Raw genomic sequence first — 24,039 nt, forward strand, 5'->3', positions numbered from 1 at the left:
GGTATAGATTATGATTTGTTCTAAGAATGTTCCATCATTCAAATAAGGTAAGTGGAAAAAGTGTAATTTACTTCCCCACCCAGCTGTGTACACTTCAATTTGTGCAAGTATATATAGGACAATCCCCATCACAAAGCTAGAAGTTAGACCCATCAATGACGTTCCCATAAAATAATCGATTCTTCTAACGGACATGCCAAGTGCATAGGGAAAGGTTTGGGCCATGACTAATATGCCTAACACGAATAGATAGATAAATATCGAGGAGGCTCCGCCTGTATAAACCTCTGTATCTGTAAGGATGAAGCTAACGATATAATTAACAAAAAAGCTAGAGAAGAGAATAATAAAAGGAATATACAACCATATCCATTTATCTCTTGTGTGCATTTTTAAGACACTTTTCATTATACGCTCTCTCCTTTTTGATCAGATTTTTTAGTTGTTAAGTGAACGATTAGTTGTTGCAATGAAACAGAGGTGACGTCTAAACCATTTGCTGCTGCTTGTTGTCGTTCTAAATGATTGTTGCTTTGTAGAACAGTAGCTGAGAGTAATCCACCAAACGGCTCACGATGTACCGTTTCTTTTCCGGCAAGAAAGGCTTCTACTTTTTGCGCATTGCCTGTAACTGTATACGCCATTCCTCTTAATGAATCCGCATCTTGATCAATGAAGAGCTGTCCGTCATTAATAACTAAAATATGTTCAAGTAATTTACTTACTTCATCAATTAAATGAGTGGAAAGAATAATGGTCCGTGGGTGCTCAGCGTAATCTTCCATCAATCTGTCGTAAAATAGTCCGCGTGCAACAGCATCAAGACCTAAATAAGGCTCATCGAAAATAGTAAGCGGTGCTCGACTAGCAAGCCCGATGATGATCCCAACTGTGGAAAGCATTCCACGGGAGAGCTTCTTTATTTTTCTTTTCAACGGTAAATTAAAGTCTTTTATTAATGAACGGGAAAATGCATCGTCCCAATTCGGAAATAGTTCATTTGAAACCTCTAATACATCTATCACACGAAAATGATCGGGGTATTTTTGCCCCTCTTTAATAAAACAGATTTGGTTAAGCACTTTTGCATTTTCATAAGGATCCTCACCGTATACTTTCAAAACACCCGAGGTCGGAAAGATTTGTGCAGTGATCATATTCATAAGCGTTGTTTTCCCTGCTCCATTCCTTCCAAGCAGACCATATATTTTATTTTCCTCAATGGAGAGGCTAACATTTTGAACAGCTTTAAATGTCCCGTATGCCTTTTCTAGCTGAGAAATTTCAATCACATTTTTCATTATCTTTTCTCCCCTCTCCGAATCATTTCGGTCAATTGATCAGTAGTAATCCCCAGTTTTTCTGCTTCCTGAATCATTGTGACGACATATTGCTCAAAAAATAACTCTTTTCGTTTTTCCATTGCTTTTACTCGTGCCCCACTCGCTACAAACATCCCGATCCCCCGCTTTTTATATAAAATACCTTCGTCGACCAACAAATTTACCCCTTTTGCGGCTGTAGCAGGATTGATTTTGTAAAATGCTGCAAACTGATTTGTTGAAGGAACTTGTGCTTCCTCCAATAGCACGCCTTCAATAATGTCATCTTCAATGCGTTCCGCAATTTGTACAAAAATGGGACGCCCATCATCGATTAACTGTTTCATCTTTTATCTTCACCGCCATGTTGGTTAGTTACTTATGCAATTAACCATATAACAAAGCAAGTAGGATTGTCAATCCCAAAAAGGAAAATAGTTGATTTCCATAAGATCAATCTTCCAGCCTTGGGGCAGATTGTAGAGGATTGGAAAAAGGGAAGTGAGGAATAATTACCGATGTAAGTTTATACTTTTTATGTAATAATTATTAAGTGAAATGTAATTAACAAATTATACATAGTGAAAGTGGGGATTATTATGGCAACGGGATCACATACAGTAGAAATCCCAGTAGAGGTACAACAAGTTTGGGATTATGTCAGTGATCTTGAAAAATGGGCAACGTCAGTACCAGCCTATAAAGAACATGAAATCATAAATGACAAACAATCTATTTGGACATTTGAGGGTAGTGTGAAAAGTATGAAAAAAACCATACAAGCACAGGTAGACATTACCGAATGGAATGAGCCTTCAACTATTAAGTTTGAACTAAAAGGTTTATCAGATAATTTTACAGGAAGCGGCCACTTTACTGCAGAAGATGTTAGTGGTAAAACCGTCATGACTTGTACGGTGAACGTCCATGCAGGTGGGTTTTCGGGTGCGGTATTAACACCCGTTATTAAATGGGCTGTTCCAAAAGTAGCTTCTCGTTTAACAGAATCTATCGCACGTAAAATTGCAGTATTCTCCTAGGCTTGGAGATTTCTTCTCTGAAGTGACCGATATTTTCTTATTAGCGGGTTTGTCCAGAAATTTCTTTATAAGAAGAGGCCGGCTTCAAGATGAATCCGGTCTCTTTTCGTTACATTGCGTTCAATCACTCTAGCCCCTTTTGCAGCAACAAACTTGCCGCTAGTTGTTGTTTCTATTAGAATTTTACGGTGCATAAGGTAATTCAGAAGTTTTACCGTTATGATGATGGTTGTCAGCTCACCTCCTTTTCAATCAGAATTCTTGCCCCACCTCTTAGTCACTCTGTTAATCTTAATTATATTTAGGGGAAAACGATTACTGTCACTTCACATATTTTTACAGAAAGATGGGTTGACAATCGTCTGAAAACGTTTTACTATGAAATAGAAAACGATTACTATATACAAGATTTATTATGGTAGAGGAGGAATCATATCATGTTAACAATCAATTGTATCCATCCAAAAATATTAGAAGTAGTTGCTTTGTGCGGACATGGAGATAAAATATTAATAGCGGATGGGAATTACCCTCTAAATTCCTGTACAAATGAAAATACAACAAAGGTTTTTCTTGGGTTAACTCCAGACTTACCCACTGTAACGGATGTTCTAAAGTCGTTAAACAGTGCGATGAATTTTGAAAAAGCAGAAGTAATGGATCCGGAAAATGGAGAAGAACCGGAGATTTTTAAAGAATTTCTTGATATACTTGATATGAATGAATTGCAAAAGTTAGGTCGTTATGATTTTTATCAAGCAGCTCAAGAGAAAAATATTATTCTTGGTGTGAATACAGGTGAAACCCGTACTTTTGCAAATATCATGCTCACGGTTGGAGTGAGATAGAAATCTTGTTGATTGGAATAAGGTGATTTTGGGTGGATTTAAAGAATGTCACAATGAAAGATATTGCTAAATATACTGGTGTATCAACTGCGACCGTTTCTAGGGTACTTAATGATAACTATCCTGTAAATATCGAGACAAAGAAAAAAGTACTGAAAGCAATAGAAGAATTAAATTATGAGCCGAACTTGGTAGCAAAAAATTTAAGATCCAGAAAATCAAATTTGGTTGCAATTATTGTGGCAGATATAAAAAATCCCTATTATGTCAGTATTGCAAAGGAAATTGATGACTTTCTTTTTGAGGAAGGGTATAACTTAATTACCTGTAGCACGGACGAGTCACTTGAAAAAGAAGCAACTATTATTCGTCTCCTATTAAGCAAGCATATCGATGGCATTGTTATAGCTCCTAGTGATAGTGGAAAATCAAACTTAACAGGACTGATAGAGCAACAGGTACCAATTGTTCTGGTGGATAGAAAAACAAATGATCTGTCTATACCATTTGTTGGAACTAGTAACTTTAAAGAGGCGTATAACCTTACCGAATACCTAATTAATAAGGGGCATGAGAAAATTGCTGTTTTGACCGGTAAACTTAATACGAGTACTGGGAAAGAAAGACTTGAAGGCTTTAAGATGGCAATGGCAAATTACGGCTTAGTGGTTGATGAAACGTGGATTTTTAATGGGGATTTTGATGAAAAACAAGCATATGAAGAGCTATCACGCTTTTTAAAAAGCAATAAGGATTTACCTACTGCATTAGTAAGCTGTAATAACTTAATGACAAAAGGAACCATACTAGCGTTAAACGAGGAAAATATAAACATCCCAGAGGATATCTCGATCGTTTCTTTTGGTGCAATGGAAAACCAAGAGTTATTTACTACAAGAATTACGTGCATTGAGCAGGATACTCGCTTTATGGGAAGAAAAGTGGCTGAACTCTTATTGGCGCAGCTAAAAAATAAGCAGAAATTGAAAAGCATCATCGTAGAAAGTACTTTTATCGAAGGGAATTCGGTAAAGGAATGGAATTAAATGATGATTTATGAAAAATATTCCAACGGCTGTTGTGAATCGGAGCAGCCGATAAATTTTTCCCTTGATAGTAATCGATTACTATCAAGTTGCCATTTGCTACATATAATAGTAGATTTTATCAAGGTTAAGGGATACAATTTTTTACTCATCTGTTACGAAATATGAATGTTTTACTATATTTTTATAGATATAGTAATCGATTACTACAAATACTACAAGAGGAGAATGATGATGAATATTACAGGGATGTTGAATAAAGTAATGGAATCGGAAATTAATTCCCTATTAGAAGTGAAAAGCAGGATTGATGATGCTTATGTGCAAGCGGTTGAGAAGTTATTTCATTGTAGCGGGAAAGTCATTTTTTTAGGTGTTGGGAAATCAGGTCATATTGGGAAGAAGATTGCAGCTTCATTTGCAAGTACTGGAACACCTGCATTCTTTGTTCATGCTACTGAGGCAGTACATGGGGATTTAGGCATGATTGAAAAAGATGATATCGTTATGGCTATTTCGAATAGTGGGGAGACAAAAGAGGTACTAGATACTCTTCCCTCCATTAAGATGATTGGCGCGAGCATGATATCTATTACAGGAAACAATGATTCTACTTTAGCTAAAGCTAGTGAAATTGCACTTGAAGTTCAAGTGGCTGGGGAAGCGGATCCACTAAACCTAGCACCAACAAATAGCTCAACGGCAGCATTAGTAGTTGGTGATGCATTGGCCATCACTTTATCGCAAATGAAAGGGTTTCAAAAGGAAAATTTCGGTTTATTCCATCCCGGTGGAAGCTTGGGAAAACAATTACTAGAAGCAGGATCCATTAAAGTATTGTAAAAGGGGAATGGGACAGATGAAAAAAATAGTAGTTATCGGTAGCTTTATGACAGATTTAGTAGTCCAGACGCCAAAGGTTCCGGTAGAAGGTGAGACGATCATTGGAACTACCTTTAATCGATTCACCGGTGGAAAGGGAGCAAACCAAGCCGTTGCCGCTGCAAGATTAGGCGGAGATGTGACGATGATCGGAAAGCTTGGGGAAGATGACTTTGGTAGAGAACATATTGATGCATTACAAGCTGAAAATATTAATCACGATTCCATTTTATTTGACTCAGGGGCAAGTACGGGTGTTGGCAATGTTGTGATTGATCGTAACGGGAATAATCGAATTATTGTTGTTCCAGGAGCAAATTTAAACCTAACGGAAAGAGATATTGAAACTTTTGAAAACGTTATTATCGATTCTGATATTGTCGTTTTACAATTAGAAGTTCCAATGGCAACGGTCTATAAATCTATTGAACTTGCAAATAAACATGGGAAAACGATTATTCTTAATCCAGCACCTGCACAACCGATTGATCCAAACTATATGGATAAAGTGGATTATTTCGTTCCCAATGAAACAGAAGCAAGTTTATTGACCAATATAGAAGTAAACAGCCTTGAAACAGCAGAACAGGCAGCGGAAGCTTTATTAGTGCAAGGATATAAGAATGTGATCATTACGTTGGGAAGTAAAGGCGTTATGTTTAAAAATAACACTGAAATGAAATTCGTGAAAGCCTACACAGTAAAAGCGGTAGATACGACGGCAGCAGGTGATTCCTTTATCGGAAGCTTTGCATACGGATTATCGAATCATATGAGCATTGGCCAATCTCTGAATCTAGCTGTCGCAGCATCTGCACTAACCGTTACGAAGCTTGGTGCACAACCCTCATTACCGAAGATGGACGATGTAAATGAACTGATGCTCGTTTCACAAAAATGATGAAAAGAAGGGATAAATCATGAACAACAAAAAAATTACTCAATTCTCAGATGGGTATTTAAGTCGTGTGCCGATTTTACCGTTCGTGTTGGTCACATTGCTATTTCCACTTTGGGGGGCAGCGTCAAGTTTAAACGATGTTTTAATTACGCAATTTAAAGCCGTATTTGATTTAAGTGATACGGCAACGGCATTTGTACAAAGTGCATTTTATGGGGGATATTTCCTAATCGCGATCCCAGCGGCAACGATTATTAAAAAAACAAGCTATCAGATCGCCATTATTATTGGATTACTTTTTTACATTATCGGATGTTCGATATTTTTTCCGGCATCACACTTGGCAACCTACGGAATGTTTCTAGCTGCCATTTTTGGAATTGCCATTGGCCTTAGTTTTTTAGAAACATCGGCGAACACGTATACAACCATGCTAGGACCAAAAGCAACGGCAACAAGACGGATCAATTTGGCTCAGTTATTTAATCCAATTGGTAACATTACCGGGATCATGCTTGGTAAATATTTTGTTTTTACAAATGGTGACAGCATGAAATCCCAGCTTGCCACTATGACTCCAGCAGAAGCAGATGCCTATAGCTTAGAAATGCTACAACGCACATTGGTTCCTTATAAAGTCATTTTGGTTATTCTATTAGTTGTACTCGTTATGTTTCTAATTGTGAAATTTCCAAAGGCCAAACCAGAAGTTCTTAAAGATAACAAGAAAAAGGTTGGTCTTGGAGAAACATTAAAATATTTATCTAAAAATACTTCATTCAAAAAAGGAATTTTGGCTCAATTTATTTATATGGCATTACAAACAACTGTTTGGTCCTTTACGATTCGTTTAGCTTTGGATTTAAACCCAAATATTAATGAACGTTTTGCTTCGAACTTTATGATTTTTAGCTTTATTGCCTTTTTTGTAGGTCGACTAATTGCGAATATTTTAATGACTAAATTTAAGCCAACGTTCGTATTATCACTGTATAGTATCATTGGTGTATTGGTATTGGCATACGTAGCACTAGTTCCAAATATGACAGCCATTTATGGTGCTATCTTTGTAAGCGTTCTATTCGGACCATGCTGGCCAACCATTTATGGAAGAACGTTGGAAACGGTTGAAGATAAATATCGTGAAACTGCTGGTGGAGTTGTCGTTATGGCTATCTTAGGCGGAGCAGTTGGACCGGTTATTCAAGGGTTTTTCTCTGATTGGGTCGGTTCTTTACAATTATCATTTATCGCACCGATGATCTTCTTCTTATATCTTGCATTTTATTTCTATAAAGAACATAAAGCAGCAGCCGTAACCTATGTGAAAAAAGAATCAAAGATTGCTTAATTCAGCTAAAGCTGTTTAATGCATAGATACCAGGGGGACGGTTCTCTTGGCTCACCTTATCACTTCGACACCCTTTTTACGCATATTGGGGGCTAAACCCAGGATTAGCGCGTATTAATCCTCTTCTAATCAAACGTTTGTGTAGTGTTGAAGGGTTGGGAGATTTGTAGGATTTTGTCTGTTAAAGGGAAACCTATCTGATTTTGTGAGAAATTCGGTTATAGTCGAATTATTTCCTACCTGGTTTATGACAATTTTCTTTCCAGCTAGATGAGGAGGAGTTGTATTTCTAAAAAAGGCCGGGAGAACCGTCCCTATGGTTTTTTAAGAAGGACTTTTCCAATTTGTAACGAACTACCTATCATGGCCGTTAAAGATTGTGTAATGGGGGGGATACGAATAAATGGAACAGAAAATCTTACCTGCTTCGTCAAACATGAAAGAATTTGAATCTTTTTTGGAAAGCCCTTACGAAATGGGAGTCTTTTTAGATATGCATATCGCTCAGTTAAGACACATTCATATGATGGCGAAAGAAAAGGGCAAGAAAATGATTTACCATGTTGACCTCATTCACGGTATTAAAAACGATGAATATGCGACAGAGTATATTTGTCAAGAATTCAAGCCTTATGGTTTAATTTCAACTAAATCTAGTGTGATCCAAAAGGCAAAGCAAAAAGGCGTAATCGCAGTACAAAGAATGTTCCTAATCGATAGTCACGCACTCGAAAAAAGCTATAAATTAATAGAGAAGACTCAGCCGGATTACATCGAGGTCCTTCCTGGTGCCATGCCTTGGATTATTAAGGAAGTAAAGGAGAGAGTTGGGACGCCTATCTTGGCCGGGGGGTTAATAAGAAGTTCTGAAGAGGTAAATGCGGCATTGTTAGCAGGGGCTGCAGCCATCACTACTTCAAAACGTGAGTTATGGGAGGCCTTTTCGACCACATTTAAACCAACATTATAAAAAATAAATGTGGTTGGACCCGAACAATACTATACATATTATTAGCTGGAGGAAAGTAAAATGGAAAAATATATTTTATCTCTAGATCAGGGAACAACTAGTTCGCGAGCCATTATTTTTAATAAAAGTGGGGGAATTGTCCACACGGCTCAAAGGGAATTCACCCAATACTTTCCAAAGCCAGGATGGGTGGAACACAATGCGAATGAAATTTGGGGTTCTATTCTTTCGGTTATTGCCGAAGTTTTATCAGAATCCGAAATTAAACCCGAACAAATTGCAGGTATTGGGATTACAAACCAGCGTGAAACAACTGTAGTCTGGGATAAAGAAACAGGACATCCAGTTTATAATGCCATTGTTTGGCAATCAAGACAATCAAATGAAATTTGTGAAGTGTTGAAGGAAAAAGGTTATCATAACCTTTTTCGAGATAAAACAGGACTTTTAATAGATGCTTACTTTTCTGGAACAAAGGTAAAATGGATCCTCGACAATGTGCCAGGTGCGCGTGAAAAAGTGGAACAAGGAAAATTATTATTTGGTACGATTGATACTTGGTTAATTTGGAAGTTATCGGGGGGCCGTGCACATGTAACAGATTACTCTAATGCTTCTAGAACCTTAATGTTCAACATTTACGACTTAAAGTGGGATGATGAATTATTAGATATTTTAGGTGTTCCAAAATCAATGCTCCCTGAAGTTAAACCTTCATCTGAAGTCTATGCAACTACTGTAGATTACCATTTCTTTGGTAAGGCAGTACCGATTGCAGGGGTTGCGGGTGACCAGCAGGCGGCTTTATTTGGGCAAGCATGCTTTGATGAAGGGATGGCCAAAAATACGTATGGTACTGGCTGTTTTATGTTAATGAATACTGGAGAGAAAGCTGTTCGCTCCGAGCATGGATTATTAACGACCCTTGCATGGGGATTGAATGGAAAAGTGGAATATGCACTTGAGGGAAGTATTTTTGTGGCCGGTTCTGCTATTCAATGGCTTCGTGATGGTTTAAGAATGTTTAAGAATGCTAATGAAAGTGAGGGGTATGCAACAAAGGTCGATTCCACAGATGGCGTCTATGTAGTTCCAGCTTTTGTTGGTTTAGGTGCACCATATTGGGATAGTGATGTTCAAGGGGCTGTTTTTGGTTTAACTCGCGGCACCACAAAGGAACATTTTGTACGGGCTACCTTAGAGTCACTTGCATATCAAACAAAAGATGTTTTATCCGCCATGGAAGCTGATTCTGGGGTTGAACTTAAAACTCTTCGTGTCGATGGCGGGGCTGTTAAAAATAATTTTCTAATGGAGTTTCAAAGTGATATTTTGGACGTTCCAGTAGAAAGACCTGTTGTTAATGAAACGACCGCATTAGGTGCAGCCTATTTAGCAGGACTGGCTGTTGGTTTCTGGGAAAGTCGAGAGGTAATTGCCAAGCAATGGGCAGTTGACCGCAAGTTTTCACCGAAGATGTCAGATGAAAGGCGAAATAAATTATATAATGGGTGGAAAAAAGCAGTGAATGCAACAATGGCTTTCAAATAAGAATCATTTTCAATTTTCTTACTTTTGTGTTATGGTTAACATAAGTTAATAATTGGCAGGAGAAAACGGAGAGACCACAAAAACATTATCATTTTTGATAGTGCATTTTGTGGTCGCTTTTTGTTTTCCTTGAAAAATCAATCATTCTTTACAATCAGGAGGAGTAAATATGCAATTTTCAAACCTAAATCGTCATGAGTTTGTGAACAAATTTAAATCTGAAGTTTTTGATGTGTTAGTGATAGGCGGAGGAATTACAGGAGCAGGGGTCGCCCTTGATGCCCAAACGAGAGGAATGACGACAGCCCTTGTTGAAATGCAGGACTTTGCAGCTGGAACTTCTAGCAGGTCAACGAAATTAGTTCATGGAGGACTCAGATATCTTAAACAATTTGAAGTTAAAATGGTTGCAGAGGTTGGAAAGGAGAGGGCTATTGTTTACGAAAATGGACCACATGTGACAACGCCTGAATGGATGTTATTACCTATTCATAAGGGTGGAACATTTGGTCAATTTAGCACATCTATTGGTCTTCGCGTATACGATTTCTTAGCTGGTGTTAAAAAGTCGGAACGGCGAAAAATGCTTTCCTCACAATCAACATTAGCAAAAGAGCCCCTTATTAAAAAAGCAGGTTTACAGGGTGGTGGTTATTATGTTGAATACCGTACAGACGATGCAAGACTGACCATTGAGGTGATGAAGGCGGCGGTGGAAAAAGGGGCTATTGCTTGTAATTATACAAAAGTATCGAAGCTTCTTTATGAAAATGGCAAGGTTATTGGTGTCTTGGCCCAAGACCAATTATCAGGAGAGCTGTATGAAATATACGCCAAAAAGATTGTCAATGCTGCCGGCCCATGGGTTGACCAAATTCGTGAAATGGATCATTCAAAAAGAGGTAAGTTCTTACAGCTTTCAAAAGGGGTCCACTTAGTGATTGACCAATCCCGTTTTCCATTGAAACAAGCCATCTATTTTGATACACCTGACGGCAGGATGGTGTTTGCTATCCCTCGTGACGGAAAGGCCTATATTGGAACAACTGATACCTTCTATAAAGAAGATGCCGTAAACCCTTCTATGACTGTGAGTGATCGTAATTATATCTTAAATGCTATTCATTATATGTTCCCTGAAGTAAATATAAATGAAAAAGATGTTGAATCGAGCTGGGCAGGTGTTCGACCGCTTATTTACGAGGATGGAAAGAACGCATCGGAAATTTCTAGAAAAGATGAGATTTGGGAGTCGAGTTCAGGGTTAATCACCATTGCTGGTGGTAAATTAACTGGCTACAGAAAAATGGCTGAAATGGTGGCTAATTTATTGGCTACGAAATTAAAATCAGAAGAGGGGAGAAGGTTTAAATCCTGCCAAACGAAGTATCTCCCCATTTCCGGAGGAAACGTCGGAGGTTCAAAACAATTTCATGCGTTTATTACTAAAAAAGTCATGAATGGTGTGGCAATAGGCCTTTCAACAGATGCAGCGGAACAATTAGTGAAGATATATGGATCTAATAGTGATAAAGTGTTTGAATTGTTGAAGGTTAATATGGCGGATGCCCAAAAATATCAGCTGCCATTAGTGTTATTTGCAAAGTTACTCTATGCGATTGAACAGGAAATGATTGCTACCCCCATTGACTTCTTCAACCGTCGAACAGGAGCCATTTTATTTGATATTGAAACGGTTAAAAATTTGAAAAATCAAGTTGTAGCTTATTTGGCAGACAGGTTCAATTGGTCGGAGCAAGAGAAAAACAAGTATGGAGTATCTGTAGAGGGAGCATTACAAGCTGCTGTCATTCCTATGGATTGTTAAATAAACTGAAAAATCTTATAACATTCTCAGAATATGTGTTATAATATGTTAACAAATGTTATATATTGTTATTGGAAGTGAGGGCGTAATATAAAATGTTACCAATTCAGAGAAAAGAGTTCATTTTAAAAAGACTTTCTGATAATAGATCAGATTCCATCGCTAATTTAAGTTCTTTATTAAATGTCTCTGAAATGACAGTTCGAAGAGATTTGAGAAGAATGTTCTTTTTCTGAAAATCCAGGTTCCCCCACTAACAAGGCCCCCCGTGTAAAAGCTCGACCATACCTTCTTCTTCTATCCCAAGGCTACCAAGCGAAACTATTAAAAACAGGAATTGAGTCTTTTCGTAAATCGCGATTTACGAAGGTGGGATCGATGTTCCAATTTATGTTTATGGATGCATGGCCGGCGATTACTTGGTCGGTTGTAAGTCACAAACGTGTTCCTAAAAAGGGATACTTTACCCTTCAGCAAGCCTATCAGCCAATTTTAGCAGGTGGCGATTTTAGAGGAGATCATTGGTCTGTGAAACAACAGTTTGGCGGCGGGGATGATTTTGTTGCCTTTTCTCCGTGGGTGATTAATGATTACCAACGATCATTTGAAAACTGTCAATTGACCGTAAGTTTAAGAGGAAAAGATAATGGATATGAACGAATTTTAGGTGAGCAGCTCTTTACTCTTCCCAATGATTCTCTCATTACATTAGACACAGTCCGTTTTAAGTACTTTGGTGAAGTGGATCCTGGAAATTATGAAATCATTTTCAAGGTTGAACATGAGGGAAGCCAGGTATCTTTGAATCAATATGAAATAGTAATAGATTAGTAAAGTAAAAGAAGCAGGGAGGGTTCTCCTGCTTCTTTTTCCTTTTCAATTGAAATAATTAAGATGTGAATTTTGACCTATTTTTCCCTCTAGTATTTCCTTCATTCAACGTCATATTCAATGCCTATTGTACGATGTAAATGTTCCGCGATATAATGATGAGAGTTTGTGAATATGAGCAGTGAGGTAGTGTATGAAAAAAACAACCAAAGACATCATTTTTATCATTATTGGTGCCTTTCTTTTTGCGTTAGGTGTTAATTTATTTGTAATTCCGAACGAGTTTGGAGAAGGCGGGGTAACCGGGATCACCATTATTACCTACTATTTATTTGGGTGGTCACCAGGTTTAGTCAACTTGATTTTAAATACCTTTTTGTTACTTGTCGGTTATAAATTTTTGAATAAGGTCACAACGATTTATACGATTATTGCCGTCGTTTTTAATTCGCTTTTTCTGCATCTTACAGAAGGCTGGACGATTGATTCTGATGAATTGATGGTGAATGCCATTTTTGGCGGCATCATTATCGGGATTGGAATTGGCTTAATTATTCGGGTTGGCGGAACAACCGCGGGTACTACTATTCTAGCAAGGATCACACATAAGTTTTTAGGCTGGAGTATTAGCTATGGTTTATTGTTCTTTGATTTAATCGTTGCGGTTTCCTCTTATTTTATCATTGGTGCGGAAAAGCTGATGCTAACGATTATTATGCTGTATGTAGGAACGAAAGTGATGGAATTTGTGATTGAAGGTTTGAATCCGAAGAAGGCCATTACGATTATTTCTGATAAACCGAATGACATTGCCAAACAGGTGACGACATCCATGGATAGAGGGGTAACCGTCTACTCGGGTCATGGTTATTACACCAAAACCCCAAAGGAAATTCTTTATATTGTGATTAGTAAACAGGAAGTTTTAAAGTTGAAACGAATTGTTCAATCAACGGATCCGAGTGCTTTCATCGCGATACATGATGTTCGTGATGTGTTTGGAGAGGGATTTATCGATATTTCGAAAGCCTAGTGCTTAGAGCTAGGAGAACCGTCCCCATGGTCATGTTCACAATGCCGTCAAGACTTTGTTGCAATAGTGTGAATAAAGTCACAGGCACCTTTTTTAAGGTAAAAAAGGTGCTAAGATATAAGTGTAGTAAGAAACAAACAAGATCTTGATGAAGTTAACAAAACTTATTTTATATAATTAAAGGGAGATGGGGTAAGATGTTAAACTTTTTAAGAAACAACAAAATTGCTGCCGGAATTCTAGCTGTGATTCGGATTTATATTGGATACCAATTTATTCATGCTGGTTATGAAAAATTAACAGGCGGTGGATTTGATGCAAGTGGATTCTTGAAGGGCGCGATTGCGAATAGCACAGGCGAGCACCCAGCCGTTCAAGGCTGGTGGGCAGCATTCCTTGAACATATTGCACTTCCAAATGCAGAGCTGTTCTCTTTCTTAGTCCAATGGGGTGAAGTATTAGTTGGGATTGCGTTAATTCTTGGCTTATTAACAAACTTTGCCACACTAATGGGTATGGTCATGAACTTCTCTTTCTTATTCAGTGGTACTGTCAGCACAAACGGACAAATGATTCTTTTAGCGATCTTCGTCATCGTGGCAGGAGCGAATGCCGGTAAGTTTGGTTTAGATTATTATGCCATGCCATATGTTCGCAAATTCATTGGAGCGAAACAACATCACAATGGAAAAGCCGCTGCTTAAGATCGTCACTTACGAGAGCACACTCTCTGATAGGATTAAATAGTAACTAATAAAGAACCCCATTCTTACTTGAATGGGGTTCTTTATTTTAGTAAATATAAAAATCGTTTACATATTTAAAATAACCTATTGAAATAAATAAGATCTTGTGGTAAATTTATATAGGTGTACATCACCTGATAATATTTTTGTATATTATCCCTACTATAAGTATACAACATAACATCTTCTAAAGTCAACCCCTAAATTCAATTTTTTAAGGAGTGTTTGCGATGAAATCAGCGTATCAGCAGGAGCAAAAACGAGTGGACAGTGTAATGGAGGTCATTGCGGAGCAAATCAGCAGATTGGAGGAAGAAACTACTCGGCGCAAGAACGAAGTGGTCCATATCCGCAAACACTTTTGGGATGAAATTAAGGTGAATACTGATACTTTTGATGATTTTCTTGAAACGATCATCGGCTTAAGACAGGAAACTCAAGCTTTATCCGTAAGCCAAAGCTCCCATAGACACGCCTCCAAGCGATTGTCCACTATGCGCCGTATGCAAGAGAATCCCTACTTCGGCCGGATTGATTTTATCGAAGAAGGGGATTCAACGCAGGAACAAGTCTATATTGGAATCTCCTCGCTTACCGATGAAAGTGGCGATCATTTCCTTATCTATGACTGGAGGGCGCCGATCTCGAGTGTTTACTACGATTACCAGCCCGGTCCGGCTAATTATGTAACACCTGGGGGCGTAATCGAAGGGGAATTGGAGAAAAAGTGGCAATATCTGATTCGCGGCGGCGTTCTTCAATCTATGTTCGATACGAGTCTCACCATTGGCGACGAGATTTTACAGCAGGTTCTGGGTAAAGGGACCGACAAGCATATGCACAGTATCGTAGCGACCATTCAACAGGAGCAAAACCGGATCATCCGTCATGATCGCGGGCGGCTGCTGATTGTACACGGTGCAGCGGGCAGTGGGAAGACATCTGCCGCCCTACAGCGGATTGCTTATTTGCTCTACAAACATCGGGATAGTCTGAATGCGGATCAAATTATTCTCTTTTCGCCAAATTCCATGTTTAACAGTTACGTGTCCAATGTGCTCCCGGAACTTGGCGAAGAAAATATGCAGCAGGTCACCTTTCAGGAATACTTGGACCATCGGCTCAGTAAGGAGTTTCAGGTTGAACACCCTTACGAGCAATTGGAATATGTGTTAACGGCAGCGAATACCCCTTCGTACCAATCAAGGGTTGCAAGCATCCGATTCAAGGCATCTGTCCGCTTTTTTGAGGCGCTCCATTCATACAGGAAGTCGCTGGAGCTATCTGGAATGGTATTCAAGGACATCGTTTTTAGAGGAAGGCCGATTGTGACCGCGGGGCAAATGGCAGACAGGTTTTATAGCAGCGAACCCTCCGACCGCTTCCATAACAGGCTTGAAAAGTTGAAGGATTGGCTCATTAAGCAAATAAAAGAAGCTGAAAAGATCGAACGGACAAAGCCGTGGGTACAGGAGGAAATCGAGCTGCTGAGCAATGAGGAGTACCATCAGGCACATGCCTACTTAGCGAAAAAACGAGGCTTTGCAAGAGAAGAGATTGCCGACTATGAGATGGAGCCAGAAGCACTTGCCCGATTAATTGTTCACCAGAAATTGAAGCCGTTGCGAAAACGAATTCGGGCGTTTCGTTTTGTCGACATAAACGGGATATACAAGCAGCTTTTTGCTGATCCACTCAAGATTAAACAGTGGATGGAGGGGGAAACACCCGCTTCGTTCTCAGAGATTTGTCAAGCGACGCTGGAAATGCTGGAGGAAGGTAAACTATCTTACGAAGATGCTACTCCATTCTTACTTATGAAAGAGCTGATTCAAGGCTTTCATACGAATGGCGCGATCAAGCACGTACTTGTTGACGAGGCCCAGGATTATTCACCGTTTCAATTCGAGTTCCTTAAGCGTTTGTTTCCTGCAGCGAGAATGACAGTGCTAGGTGACTTTAATCAGGCGATATTCGCCCATGCCAATGAAATGGATGATTTTCACACACTTATGAGTTTATATGGTCAGGGTGAAACGGAAGTGATCAACATGGCACGCAGCTACCGCTCGACAAAACCGATTATCGAATTTACACGGAGACTAATGCCGAACGGCGAAGGGATTATTCCTTTCGAACGCGACGGCGAGCGACCAGTGCTGACGCAATTGGACGATCAGACAGAACTGCACCGCTGCATTGTATCCAAAGTCGCGGCATTAAGAAGTCTTCAGTATCATAGTATTGCCATCATATGCAAATCAGCTGAGGAAAGTAGGATTGCCTACGAAGCCTTGTCCAGCATCGAAGATCTGAAGCTCTTGAAGAGTGGCGAGCTTGAATATGAACAAGGAGTTGTGGTCATTCCATCGTATTTAGCCAAAGGCATCGAATTCGATGCTGTCATCATTTATGACGCGTCGGAGCAAGTATACGGCGATGAGAGCCTGCGCAGAGTTTTCTACACCGCCTGCACCAGAGCGATGCATGTTTTGCAGCTTTACAGTGTAGGGGAACCGACCCCATTCTTGCGAAACAGCTTGCAGGAAGGCTTCATTCAAGCTTGACGTAGCTGAGTTTTAAAGATAAAGGGGCTTTGACCTCTTAAGCCATAAAGCGACTCTGCTGAAAATTATTCGTAGCTTAGATGTTTTCTGCGTTTTTCATTTAAAAAGCGAAATGCAAAACTTTCTACCGTAAGTACGAATATCAAAGAAATGTCGAGAAAAAATAGATAAGGAATTTAACTAATATAATTATTATGGAAAGTAGGCTATTCTACATGTCGGAAAACACATCTGTTAAAAATAAATCGCCATTTGGCATGATTGCTATTTTATTTATTGGGGCCTTTGTGGCCATTTTGAATGAAACATTACTAAATGTTGCACTTCCTTCGATCATGAAGGAATTCGAAGTGAACGCAACTGCTGTGCAATGGCTCTCAACGGGTTATATGCTCATTAACGGAATCTTAATTCCAGCGAGCGCGTTTTTCATTCAGCGTTTCACGGATAAAAAGTTATTTATTACGGCCATGTCGTTATTTACGATCGGGACCTTTCTAGCAAGTGTGGCCCCGGCCTTTAGTGTGCTACTAGCGGCTCGGATGATTCAAGCCTCTGGATCAGCGATAATGATGCCATTATTAATGAATGTCATGCTTACTGCTTTTCCTGTGGAAAAACGAGGGGCGGCCATGGGGACGTTTGGTCTGGTTATGATTACAGCGCCAGCGATTGGACCGACTCTTTCAGGATGGCTGATTGAGCATTACAGCTGGAGAATGTTATTTGATATCGTTCTTCCGATTGCCGTGTTAACCTTGATCATTTCTATCTTTAAGTTGAAAAATGTAACACCACAACGTGATATCAAGCTTGATTTCATTTCCCTCCTTTTATCTAGTGTCGGTTTTGGTGGATTGCTGTATGGTTTTAGTTCTGCGGGAGATAAAGGATGGGATAGCCCGTTAGTGTACGGTACGATTATTATTGGGGCGATTGCGTTACTTACTTTTATCCTTCGTCAGCTTCGGATGGATGAGCCAATGCTTGAGTTTCGTATCTACAAATATCCGATGTTCGCCTTGTCATCCGCTATTTCTATCGTTATTTCTATCGCCATGTTTTCAGCGATGATCTTGATGCCCATCTATGTTCAAACCCTTCGTGGCATTTCACCGATGGATTCAGGATTGTTGATGCTCCCGGGCGCGATTGTAATGGGGATTATGTCACCGATCACGGGGAAACTTTTTGATAAGTACGGGGCAAGAACGTTAGCTGTGATTGGTTTGGCCATTACCGTTGCCACCTCCTATTTCTTTAGTAAAATTGCGATGGATACGGCTTATTCTACCTTAGTCATCCTGTATACCTTCCGGATGTTTGGAATGTCCATGGTCATGATGCCTGTCATGACAAATGGGTTGAATCAGTTACCAGCGAAAAATAACCCGCACGGAACTGCTATGAACAATACGCTACAGCAGGTGTCAGGTGCGATCGGAACGGCCTTGTTGATTACCGTTATGAACAACAGAACGCAAGCGAAGGCTGAGGAACTTGCTGCTGACGCAATGGCAAAAATGGGTGCAAGTGGAGCGCAGCCGTCTGCGCAGGATGCCGCGCAAATGAAACAGGAAATCATGAATCAAGCGATGTTACATGGGATCAATTTTACCTTTTTCATCTCTACCTTGATTGCGGTGATCGCACTTATCCTTGCTCTCTTTATTAAAAGGCCCAAACCACAGCATGAAAATGAAGGTATGACAGGTGAAAAAGTTGTTGTAAAGACGGCTACAGAGTGATCAGGTGCTGAAAATCTGTGCTAATTCCCTGAGCTCCATTTTCGCATAGATTTTTACAAATGGGATATGGTACCTGTATAGAGGCAGTGACAGCTTGGCTGGCACTGCCCTGTAAAGGAAGGTTTCCGATTAACGTTAGTCCTTGATTAACGTTAGTCGGGTTTTTGTTTTATCAGGAAAAGATGATGCTTATGGGCAGTAGAAGCTTACTCTCTCTTGTAAACCTGCTAAGACTTCTGCTGGCATTTCCCTGACCTTGATATCTCCACCTAGGAAAAGGAGCCAATTTATTATTTCGGTCAATTCTTCGGACTTATGAACATGGATAAAAGTCTTTAGAATGGCGGTGGACTGGTATGGATTCGTATAGGAAATGGACACTTTTAATGGATGGTATTTTTTGAACTGGGCAATTGCTTTTGGACCAAGTTCAAGGACAAGATTGATTGCTTCTCCCTGCTTCCTTAATTTTTCTAAAAGCTTTTTCTTACTTACTCGTTTTTCTGTCGGGCAGGGTTCGACATGGGTGAGATGGTCGACAGGAAAAATCTGCTTCTTTTCTTCCTGCAAGTCAAAGCCCTCAATCAGCCAAAGGCTTTTTTCGCGATAAAGGTGCAGGAGATAAATGGGATATGACTTGATTGCCTTCTCTTCTTGGATGGTAATCCATAAATAGCGATCCAATAGAAGGATTTGGATGAGTTTTTCTAACATGGGATGGGGAAGGTCTGAAAGTTCAAGCAGGTCGGGATTATTTGGGTTCGTCCCTTCAAAAAGCAAGAGCTGATTTAACAGAACGAGGGTCTCTTGCTGATTCTCTGAGATGAGGCCAAGTAATTTTTCCGCTAAAGACTGACGGCTTTTCAGATAGGGGAGCTGCTGATTTCTTGTGGCCATAAAGGCAATAAATAGCGCTTTGACCTCATTATCGGTAAAGCGAACAACGGGCAAGACAGAGTTTTGCATGACAAAATAACCCCCATCTCTGCCAACTTCAGCGACAAGTGGCATCCCCATGGCTTCAATTTCTCTGATATCTCTAATAGCAGTCGAACGAGAGATGTTAAATTCTCGCATGATTTCAGAAATGGTAAAGTGGGCGCGGTTGTTGATATAGCGCATGATAATATTAATCCGTTCAACTTTTTTCATCGGGACTCCTAAACAGTATCACTTTTTGACATGATTAAAGACTATTATAAACTTATCAAGTGAAAAGACAAATCATTTGGTAAATAAAAAAAGAGGATGGTTTGACTATGACAAATTTTACTTTAGAAGAAAAAGACAGCTTTACCGTTTTAGGTATTGGAACGGAGCTTACGAGTGACTACACAGACTATGCTGGCATAAACAAGGAAAAGGCAGATTTTTGGTCGGCCGTCAAACAAGATGGACGGCTTGATAAGTTAAAAGCCGTAGCCACAAATGATTATGTTTTTGTCGTGAATGAAGCAGTGAATAATAAGATGATGCATTATGCTGGCGTCATGACGGAGGCATCATTACCGGAAGCATCGCGAGTAATTCAATTTCCTCAAGGAGAATACCTGGTTGTGAGTGGGGAAGCGGAGACGTCTGAAGCATTGAGTAATATGCTCACGGGTATGGCCTTTGGCCAAGTCTTGCCGGAAGCAAAGGATTTTGCCTATGTGGGCGGGCCAAATGCATCGGTTGAGATGGGGCAGCGAAACGGCTTAGTGTTTGGTGAAATGTGGATTCCGGTTGTTAGGAAATAAAGAGTTAGGAGGGATGGAAATGTCCTATTCCGTTGATTTTAAAAATGTGTCTACGGTTGGTTTAGAGTCTTCGCCGGTAGCAAGTGCACTTGCTGGTTTACGTGCGAATGAAGCTCGTTACTTTATGAACAAATACAAGCATGAATTTACGGTTGTCCCAGCTAGTGAGAGCCGGGAAACCCTTGATTATGTGAATCGAGTCTTGAAAGAAGAACGCGATATCGAGTTTGCGGCCAAACCGTTAGAAACGTCGCGTTTTCAAGTGGAAAATATCAAAATGGCCTACGTCTTTTATGAGGATGGTCTTTCGATTAATGTTATGTATACGGTTGATGATCCTAAGAAGCGGGCCGTTGGCTTTAAGCTTTCTGAGGGGATGGAGATACCGAAGGAGCTAGAAGGAAAGTTTAAGTTTGCTAGGCAGAAGTCGAAACTAGCTGGAACTATTCGGGGCTCGTATTTTGTTATTAAAGGAGAATATTAAAGTCAGCAAAAGCACAAGTGCTGGTTTATTCAATGAAAGGGCGCTTTCTTTTAGTGAGAAGGCGTCTTTTTGAAATGAACAAGGGGGACGGTTCTCCTGGCCACTTTTGAAAGTTCGATATCTTTGGGCCATGAAGGAATATAAAAACGATTCCCCTGGCTAGTTACGACTTCACTCGTTCTCGAATATTTCACGCAATTGTTTCGAAGTTCATCTATACAAGAATTAGTTCTCTTGTTGCTTAACTTGGATCATAATTTTGGTGACGTACTGCTCCTTATGATTCATGACAACTGTGTCATAAATATACTCTTCAAAAACATAATCACCTAAGGCTAGCTGTAACCGGTCCATCTCTGAAAACAGGCGCTTATATGTTTTATGGATAGTTTTCTCATCCCCGATGTGATATCCACTGAGAAAATCACCTTTCACACTTTTGAAATACGAATGTCCTTCCTTTGGATGTGGCTGCTCAATATATAAATAGCTATAATGGGTGAATTCCCCCTTTAATACATGCTCCCGTTTGGTTATCACACCTATCGGATATCCTGTATCAAGTTGTAATACGTTCAATTCATTAATAAAATCTGAAAAGACTTCTACGGATTCTTCATCGGTTATATTCTCAATATTTCTACTTAAATAAAGTGTTACTTCTGGTAATGGTTCCAGTTTGATTTGATGAAAATCAAGGTGTGAAGCTTCTTCCATTAAAGCTATTTTTGTCTCGATCATTTTTTCCTTCATTTCAATTTCCTGGCGTTTTTTGACAATCTCTTCTTTCTTTTGATACATCAATGACAAAAAACTGTCAGGCGATTTATTTTGCGTATAATGTTGAATATCGTTTAGCGACATACCAAGATCCTTTAGTAAATCAATCACAAAGAATAACTCTATCTGGCGAATAGAATAATAACGGTAACCCTTTTCATTTTTCATTACCGGAGACAAAAGCCCGATTTGATCGTAAAAAAAGAGTGTCTGTTTGTTTACTTTGCAAAGCTTTGCGAATTTCCCTGTCGTTAAATATTTCCCCTTTTTTTTATTCATTTTTTACATCTCCATCCTTGACTATATAGTTACTATATACACTAGGATGGAAATAGTAAGCAAGTGAAAACAATTCAAGTTCGTTATGGGTAATTGGTTTGGTTAAAGGGGATGTAAACGATGAAAATAGATAAAGTCATGTTAGGATTAGTGTTAATGAATTTATTCATAGCTTTTTTGGGGATTGGTCTGGTCATTCCAGTCTTACCTACGCTGATGAATGAATTGGGTATTACTGGAACAACCATTGGTTATTTAACAGCAACATTTGCGATTGCTCAATTGATTGTTTCCCCGTTTGCAGGGAAAGCGGCAGATAAATACGGCAGGAAAATGATGATTGTCATTGGCTTATTTATTTTCGGCAGCTCAGAATTTTTATTTGGGATTGGCAAAGAAATCGAAATGTTATTTATTTCTCGTATTCTAGGGGGAATAAGTGCTGCGTTCATTATGCCGGCTGTTACAGCTTTTATTGCGGATATTACCGATTTGGATACTCGCCCGAAAGCACTCGGCTATATGTCAGCTGCTATTAGTACAGGATTTATTATTGGGCCAGGTATTGGTGGATTTCTAGCGGAATTTGGAACACGTATGCCATTCTTCTTTGCAGGAGCACTTGGTACCATTGCGGCTATACTTTCGATTATTTTATTATCTGAACCGAATCGTAAGGAAGAACATAATGAACAAGTTTCAGATAGTAAAAATGGCTTCAAACGTATGATTGCACCGAGATATTTTCTTGCGTTTCTATTAATTTTTATTGCCTCATTTGGTTTAGCTGCTTTTGAATCGTTCTTTAGTCTATTTGTGGACCACAAATTTCAATTTAAGCCGTCTGATATCGCCATTGTGATCACTGGTGGTGCCATTTTTGGGGCCATTTCACAGGTCATCTTATTTGATAGACTTACACGAGTTTGGGGCGAAATCAAACTGATTCGCTACTGCTTACTATTATCAGCCTTGCTCGTCTTTTTAATGACGGTTGTTCATTCCTACTTTTCTATTTTACTGGTTACCTTTATTGTTTTCGTAGGGTTCGATTTATTCCGGCCAGCCGTGACTTCGTACCTTTCCACTATCGCCGGGAACGAACAAGGTTTCGTTGGTGGAATGAACTCTATGTTTACGAGTTTAGCAAATATTAGTGGACCTATTCTCGGCGGTATCTTATTTGATATAAACGTGGATTACCCTTACTACTTTGCGACTGTGATACTAGCGCTAGGAATCGTGATCACAATGTTTTGGAAGAAGCCAGCATGGACCAGGGGGACGGTTCTCCCGGCACAAAAATAGATTCCCATTTGAGCCAGGAGAACCGTCCCTATGGCTCAAATAAATAAAAAGAAAAGAAGTGAGATGTCATGAATGCAACGAGGGTCTTGCTCGTCGATGATGAACAAGCAATTTTGGATATGATTTCGATTGTTTTACGAAAGGAAGGCTTCGAGAATATTCAGACGGCTACGACAGGAACAATGGGAATTTATAAATGCTCCACCTTTGACCCAGAGATTATTATTTTGGATGTCATGCTGCCTGATATGGAAGGATTTGAGGTTTGTCGTCAGTGTCGTGAAATAAGTCAGGCACCTATTCTTTTTTTAACGGCGCGATCTACTGATTTGGATAAGCTGATGGGATTCGGGATTGGTGGAGATGATTATATCACCAAGCCCTTTAATCCATTAGAAGTGGTGGCAAGGATGAAGGCCAATTTACGGCGAGTACAGCCACATGATAAAGAGGCAAGTAACCAGAAGCGTGTGTATGATTTTGGGCGATTTACACTAGATGAATTATCGGGCGAACTGACCGTTAACGGTGTGAAAGTGAATTGTCCTGCCCGCGAATTCCAAATGCTCTTGTTTTTGTGTAAACATCCCAATCGGATCTTTAGTCGGAGTCAATTGTTCGAGCAAGTATGGGGTGAGGCCAGCCTCGGAGATGATAACACGGTGATGGTTCATATTCGCAGACTTCGGGAAAAAATCGAGTGTGACCCGGGCCAGCCAAGCTACCTGATCACCATCCGGGGATTAGGCTACAAGCTTGTCAGTCCGCAAATGGAGGACTAACCG

23 protein-coding genes and 1 pseudogene are annotated in these 24,039 nt (G+C 39.6%); 19 read left to right on the forward strand and 5 right to left on the reverse strand.

Going from position 1 to position 24,039, the window contains the following annotated elements; translation table 11 throughout:
* From TY15_RS17545 to TY15_RS17555, 3 genes and pseudogenes are all read right to left on the reverse strand, one after another.
* Positions 1-408: pseudogene (locus TY15_RS17545) on the reverse strand (hypothetical protein); the annotation flags it as partial.
* The gene (locus TY15_RS17550; protein WP_040207346.1) at positions 408-1,301 is read right to left on the reverse strand and encodes an ABC transporter ATP-binding protein; all 894 of its coding nucleotides are present in this window, start codon (positions 1,299-1,301) and stop codon (positions 408-410) included. The gene TY15_RS17550 and the pseudogene TY15_RS17545, both read right to left, overlap by 1 nt.
* The gene (locus TY15_RS17555; RefSeq protein WP_040207347.1) at positions 1,301-1,669 is read right to left on the reverse strand and encodes a GntR family transcriptional regulator; all 369 of its coding nucleotides are present in this window, start codon (positions 1,667-1,669) and stop codon (positions 1,301-1,303) included. Before TY15_RS17555 ends, TY15_RS17550 begins: the two co-directional genes overlap by 1 nt.
* A gap of 252 nt (positions 1,670-1,921) precedes the next feature.
* On the opposite strand from TY15_RS17555, the gene TY15_RS17560 reads away from it, so the two are divergent.
* The 15 genes from TY15_RS17560 to TY15_RS17625 all read left to right on the forward strand — a co-directional run bounded on the left by TY15_RS17560 (position 1,922) and on the right by TY15_RS17625 (position 18,664).
* Positions 1,922-2,362, forward strand: coding sequence for an SRPBCC family protein (locus TY15_RS17560; protein WP_040207348.1), 441 nt, complete (start codon positions 1,922-1,924; stop codon positions 2,360-2,362).
* 437 nt (positions 2,363-2,799) lie between these two features.
* Positions 2,800-3,210 (forward strand): RbsD/FucU family protein, encoded by a 411-nt coding sequence (locus TY15_RS17565; RefSeq protein ID WP_040207349.1) that lies wholly within the window; start codon positions 2,800-2,802, stop codon positions 3,208-3,210.
* Positions 3,211-3,242: 32 nt separating this feature from the next.
* On the forward strand, positions 3,243-4,256 hold the full coding sequence (locus tag TY15_RS17570; protein WP_052353826.1) for a LacI family DNA-binding transcriptional regulator: 1,014 nt from the start codon (positions 3,243-3,245) through the stop codon (positions 4,254-4,256).
* A 231-nt stretch (positions 4,257-4,487) separates the two neighbouring features.
* The gene (locus TY15_RS17575; protein ID WP_040207351.1) at positions 4,488-5,099 is read left to right on the forward strand and encodes a KpsF/GutQ family sugar-phosphate isomerase; all 612 of its coding nucleotides are present in this window, start codon (positions 4,488-4,490) and stop codon (positions 5,097-5,099) included.
* A 16-nt stretch (positions 5,100-5,115) separates the two neighbouring features.
* Positions 5,116-6,039, forward strand: coding sequence for a ribokinase (rbsK, locus tag TY15_RS17580; RefSeq protein WP_040207353.1), 924 nt, complete (start codon positions 5,116-5,118; stop codon positions 6,037-6,039).
* A gap of 19 nt (positions 6,040-6,058) precedes the next feature.
* The gene (gene fucP, locus TY15_RS17585) at positions 6,059-7,390 is read left to right on the forward strand and encodes an L-fucose:H+ symporter permease (RefSeq protein WP_040207354.1); all 1,332 of its coding nucleotides are present in this window, start codon (positions 6,059-6,061) and stop codon (positions 7,388-7,390) included.
* A 403-nt stretch (positions 7,391-7,793) separates the two neighbouring features.
* Complete coding sequence (locus TY15_RS17590; protein ID WP_040207355.1) at positions 7,794-8,360, forward strand: glycerol-3-phosphate responsive antiterminator; 567 nt, start codon at positions 7,794-7,796, stop codon at positions 8,358-8,360.
* Positions 8,361-8,420: 60 nt separating this feature from the next.
* A complete protein-coding gene (gene glpK / locus TY15_RS17595) occupies positions 8,421-9,911 on the forward strand; it encodes a glycerol kinase GlpK (RefSeq protein ID WP_040207357.1) in 1,491 nt (496 codons plus the stop codon).
* Between the two features lie 169 nt (positions 9,912-10,080).
* Positions 10,081-11,739, forward strand: a complete 1,659-nt coding sequence (locus TY15_RS17600) for a glycerol-3-phosphate dehydrogenase/oxidase (protein ID WP_040207359.1) — start codon at positions 10,081-10,083, stop codon at positions 11,737-11,739.
* A 95-nt stretch (positions 11,740-11,834) separates the two neighbouring features.
* The gene (locus TY15_RS25380; protein WP_081799446.1) at positions 11,835-11,975 is read left to right on the forward strand and encodes a DeoR family transcriptional regulator; all 141 of its coding nucleotides are present in this window, start codon (positions 11,835-11,837) and stop codon (positions 11,973-11,975) included.
* Positions 11,976-12,117: 142 nt separating this feature from the next.
* A complete protein-coding gene (locus TY15_RS17605; protein WP_040207360.1) occupies positions 12,118-12,570 on the forward strand; it encodes a hypothetical protein in 453 nt (150 codons plus the stop codon).
* Positions 12,571-12,763: 193 nt separating this feature from the next.
* On the forward strand, positions 12,764-13,603 hold the full coding sequence (locus tag TY15_RS17610) for a YitT family protein (protein WP_040207362.1): 840 nt from the start codon (positions 12,764-12,766) through the stop codon (positions 13,601-13,603).
* A gap of 197 nt (positions 13,604-13,800) precedes the next feature.
* Positions 13,801-14,307 (forward strand): DoxX family protein, encoded by a 507-nt coding sequence (locus tag TY15_RS17615; protein WP_040207363.1) that lies wholly within the window; start codon positions 13,801-13,803, stop codon positions 14,305-14,307.
* 272 nt (positions 14,308-14,579) lie between these two features.
* Positions 14,580-16,916: an RNA polymerase recycling motor HelD gene (gene helD, locus TY15_RS17620; RefSeq protein WP_040207365.1), complete on the forward strand. Its 2,337-nt coding sequence runs from the start codon at positions 14,580-14,582 to the stop codon at positions 16,914-16,916.
* A 215-nt stretch (positions 16,917-17,131) separates the two neighbouring features.
* On the forward strand, positions 17,132-18,664 hold the full coding sequence (locus TY15_RS17625) for a DHA2 family efflux MFS transporter permease subunit (protein WP_040207366.1): 1,533 nt from the start codon (positions 17,132-17,134) through the stop codon (positions 18,662-18,664).
* A gap of 189 nt (positions 18,665-18,853) precedes the next feature.
* On the opposite strand, the gene TY15_RS17630 is transcribed toward TY15_RS17625, so the two are convergent.
* Complete coding sequence (locus tag TY15_RS17630; RefSeq protein ID WP_040207367.1) at positions 18,854-19,816, reverse strand: helix-turn-helix transcriptional regulator; 963 nt, start codon at positions 19,814-19,816, stop codon at positions 18,854-18,856.
* Positions 19,817-19,923: 107 nt separating this feature from the next.
* On the opposite strand from TY15_RS17630, the gene TY15_RS17635 reads away from it, so the two are divergent.
* Complete coding sequence (locus TY15_RS17635) at positions 19,924-20,403, forward strand: GyrI-like domain-containing protein (RefSeq protein ID WP_040207368.1); 480 nt, start codon at positions 19,924-19,926, stop codon at positions 20,401-20,403.
* 19 nt (positions 20,404-20,422) lie between these two features.
* Complete coding sequence (locus TY15_RS17640; protein WP_040207370.1) at positions 20,423-20,887, forward strand: hypothetical protein; 465 nt, start codon at positions 20,423-20,425, stop codon at positions 20,885-20,887.
* A gap of 225 nt (positions 20,888-21,112) precedes the next feature.
* Here the strand turns inward: TY15_RS17640 and TY15_RS17645 are convergent, their stop codons facing one another.
* Positions 21,113-21,946 carry a MerR family transcriptional regulator gene (locus tag TY15_RS17645; protein ID WP_040207371.1) on the reverse strand — a complete coding sequence of 278 codons (834 nt, stop codon included), beginning with the start codon at positions 21,944-21,946 and terminating at the stop codon, positions 21,113-21,115.
* A gap of 120 nt (positions 21,947-22,066) precedes the next feature.
* On the opposite strand from TY15_RS17645, the gene norA reads away from it, so the two are divergent.
* On the forward strand, positions 22,067-23,254 hold the full coding sequence (gene norA / locus TY15_RS17650; protein WP_040207372.1) for a multidrug efflux MFS transporter NorA: 1,188 nt from the start codon (positions 22,067-22,069) through the stop codon (positions 23,252-23,254).
* Positions 23,255-23,322: 68 nt separating this feature from the next.
* The gene (locus TY15_RS17655) at positions 23,323-24,036 is read left to right on the forward strand and encodes a response regulator transcription factor (RefSeq protein WP_040207373.1); all 714 of its coding nucleotides are present in this window, start codon (positions 23,323-23,325) and stop codon (positions 24,034-24,036) included.
* The last annotated feature ends 3 nt before the right edge of the window (positions 24,037-24,039 follow it).

This window comes from Neobacillus jeddahensis (assembly GCF_000612625.1).
Lineage (GTDB): Bacteria > Bacillota > Bacilli > Bacillales > Cytobacillaceae > Neobacillus > Neobacillus jeddahensis.

Coding starts and splice junctions, on each gene's coding strand:
- TY15_RS17645 (WP_040207371.1), bottom strand. CDS start 21,946: ATGAATAAAAAAAAGGGGAAATATTTAACGACAGGGAAATTCGCAAAG.
- helD (WP_040207365.1), top strand. CDS start 14,580: ATGAAATCAGCGTATCAGCAGGAGCAAAAACGAGTGGACAGTGTAATG.
- TY15_RS17655 (WP_040207373.1), top strand. CDS start 23,323: ATGAATGCAACGAGGGTCTTGCTCGTCGATGATGAACAAGCAATTTTG.
- norA (WP_040207372.1), top strand. CDS start 22,067: ATGAAAATAGATAAAGTCATGTTAGGATTAGTGTTAATGAATTTATTC.
- TY15_RS17610 (WP_040207362.1), top strand. CDS start 12,764: ATGAAAAAAACAACCAAAGACATCATTTTTATCATTATTGGTGCCTTT.
- TY15_RS17550 (WP_040207346.1), bottom strand. CDS start 1,301: ATGAAAAATGTGATTGAAATTTCTCAGCTAGAAAAGGCATACGGGACA.
- TY15_RS17605 (WP_040207360.1), top strand. CDS start 12,118: ATGTTCCAATTTATGTTTATGGATGCATGGCCGGCGATTACTTGGTCG.
- TY15_RS17630 (WP_040207367.1), bottom strand. CDS start 19,816: ATGAAAAAAGTTGAACGGATTAATATTATCATGCGCTATATCAACAAC.
- TY15_RS17560 (WP_040207348.1), top strand. CDS start 1,922: ATGGCAACGGGATCACATACAGTAGAAATCCCAGTAGAGGTACAACAA.
- glpK (WP_040207357.1), top strand. CDS start 8,421: ATGGAAAAATATATTTTATCTCTAGATCAGGGAACAACTAGTTCGCGA.
- TY15_RS17615 (WP_040207363.1), top strand. CDS start 13,801: ATGTTAAACTTTTTAAGAAACAACAAAATTGCTGCCGGAATTCTAGCT.
- TY15_RS17640 (WP_040207370.1), top strand. CDS start 20,423: ATGTCCTATTCCGTTGATTTTAAAAATGTGTCTACGGTTGGTTTAGAG.
- TY15_RS17575 (WP_040207351.1), top strand. CDS start 4,488: ATGATGAATATTACAGGGATGTTGAATAAAGTAATGGAATCGGAAATT.
- TY15_RS25380 (WP_081799446.1), top strand. CDS start 11,835: ATGTTACCAATTCAGAGAAAAGAGTTCATTTTAAAAAGACTTTCTGAT.
- TY15_RS17600 (WP_040207359.1), top strand. CDS start 10,081: ATGCAATTTTCAAACCTAAATCGTCATGAGTTTGTGAACAAATTTAAA.
- fucP (WP_040207354.1), top strand. CDS start 6,059: ATGAACAACAAAAAAATTACTCAATTCTCAGATGGGTATTTAAGTCGT.
- TY15_RS17625 (WP_040207366.1), top strand. CDS start 17,132: ATGTCGGAAAACACATCTGTTAAAAATAAATCGCCATTTGGCATGATT.
- TY15_RS17555 (WP_040207347.1), bottom strand. CDS start 1,669: ATGAAACAGTTAATCGATGATGGGCGTCCCATTTTTGTACAAATTGCG.
- rbsK (WP_040207353.1), top strand. CDS start 5,116: ATGAAAAAAATAGTAGTTATCGGTAGCTTTATGACAGATTTAGTAGTC.
- TY15_RS17635 (WP_040207368.1), top strand. CDS start 19,924: ATGACAAATTTTACTTTAGAAGAAAAAGACAGCTTTACCGTTTTAGGT.
- TY15_RS17565 (WP_040207349.1), top strand. CDS start 2,800: ATGTTAACAATCAATTGTATCCATCCAAAAATATTAGAAGTAGTTGCT.
- TY15_RS17590 (WP_040207355.1), top strand. CDS start 7,794: ATGGAACAGAAAATCTTACCTGCTTCGTCAAACATGAAAGAATTTGAA.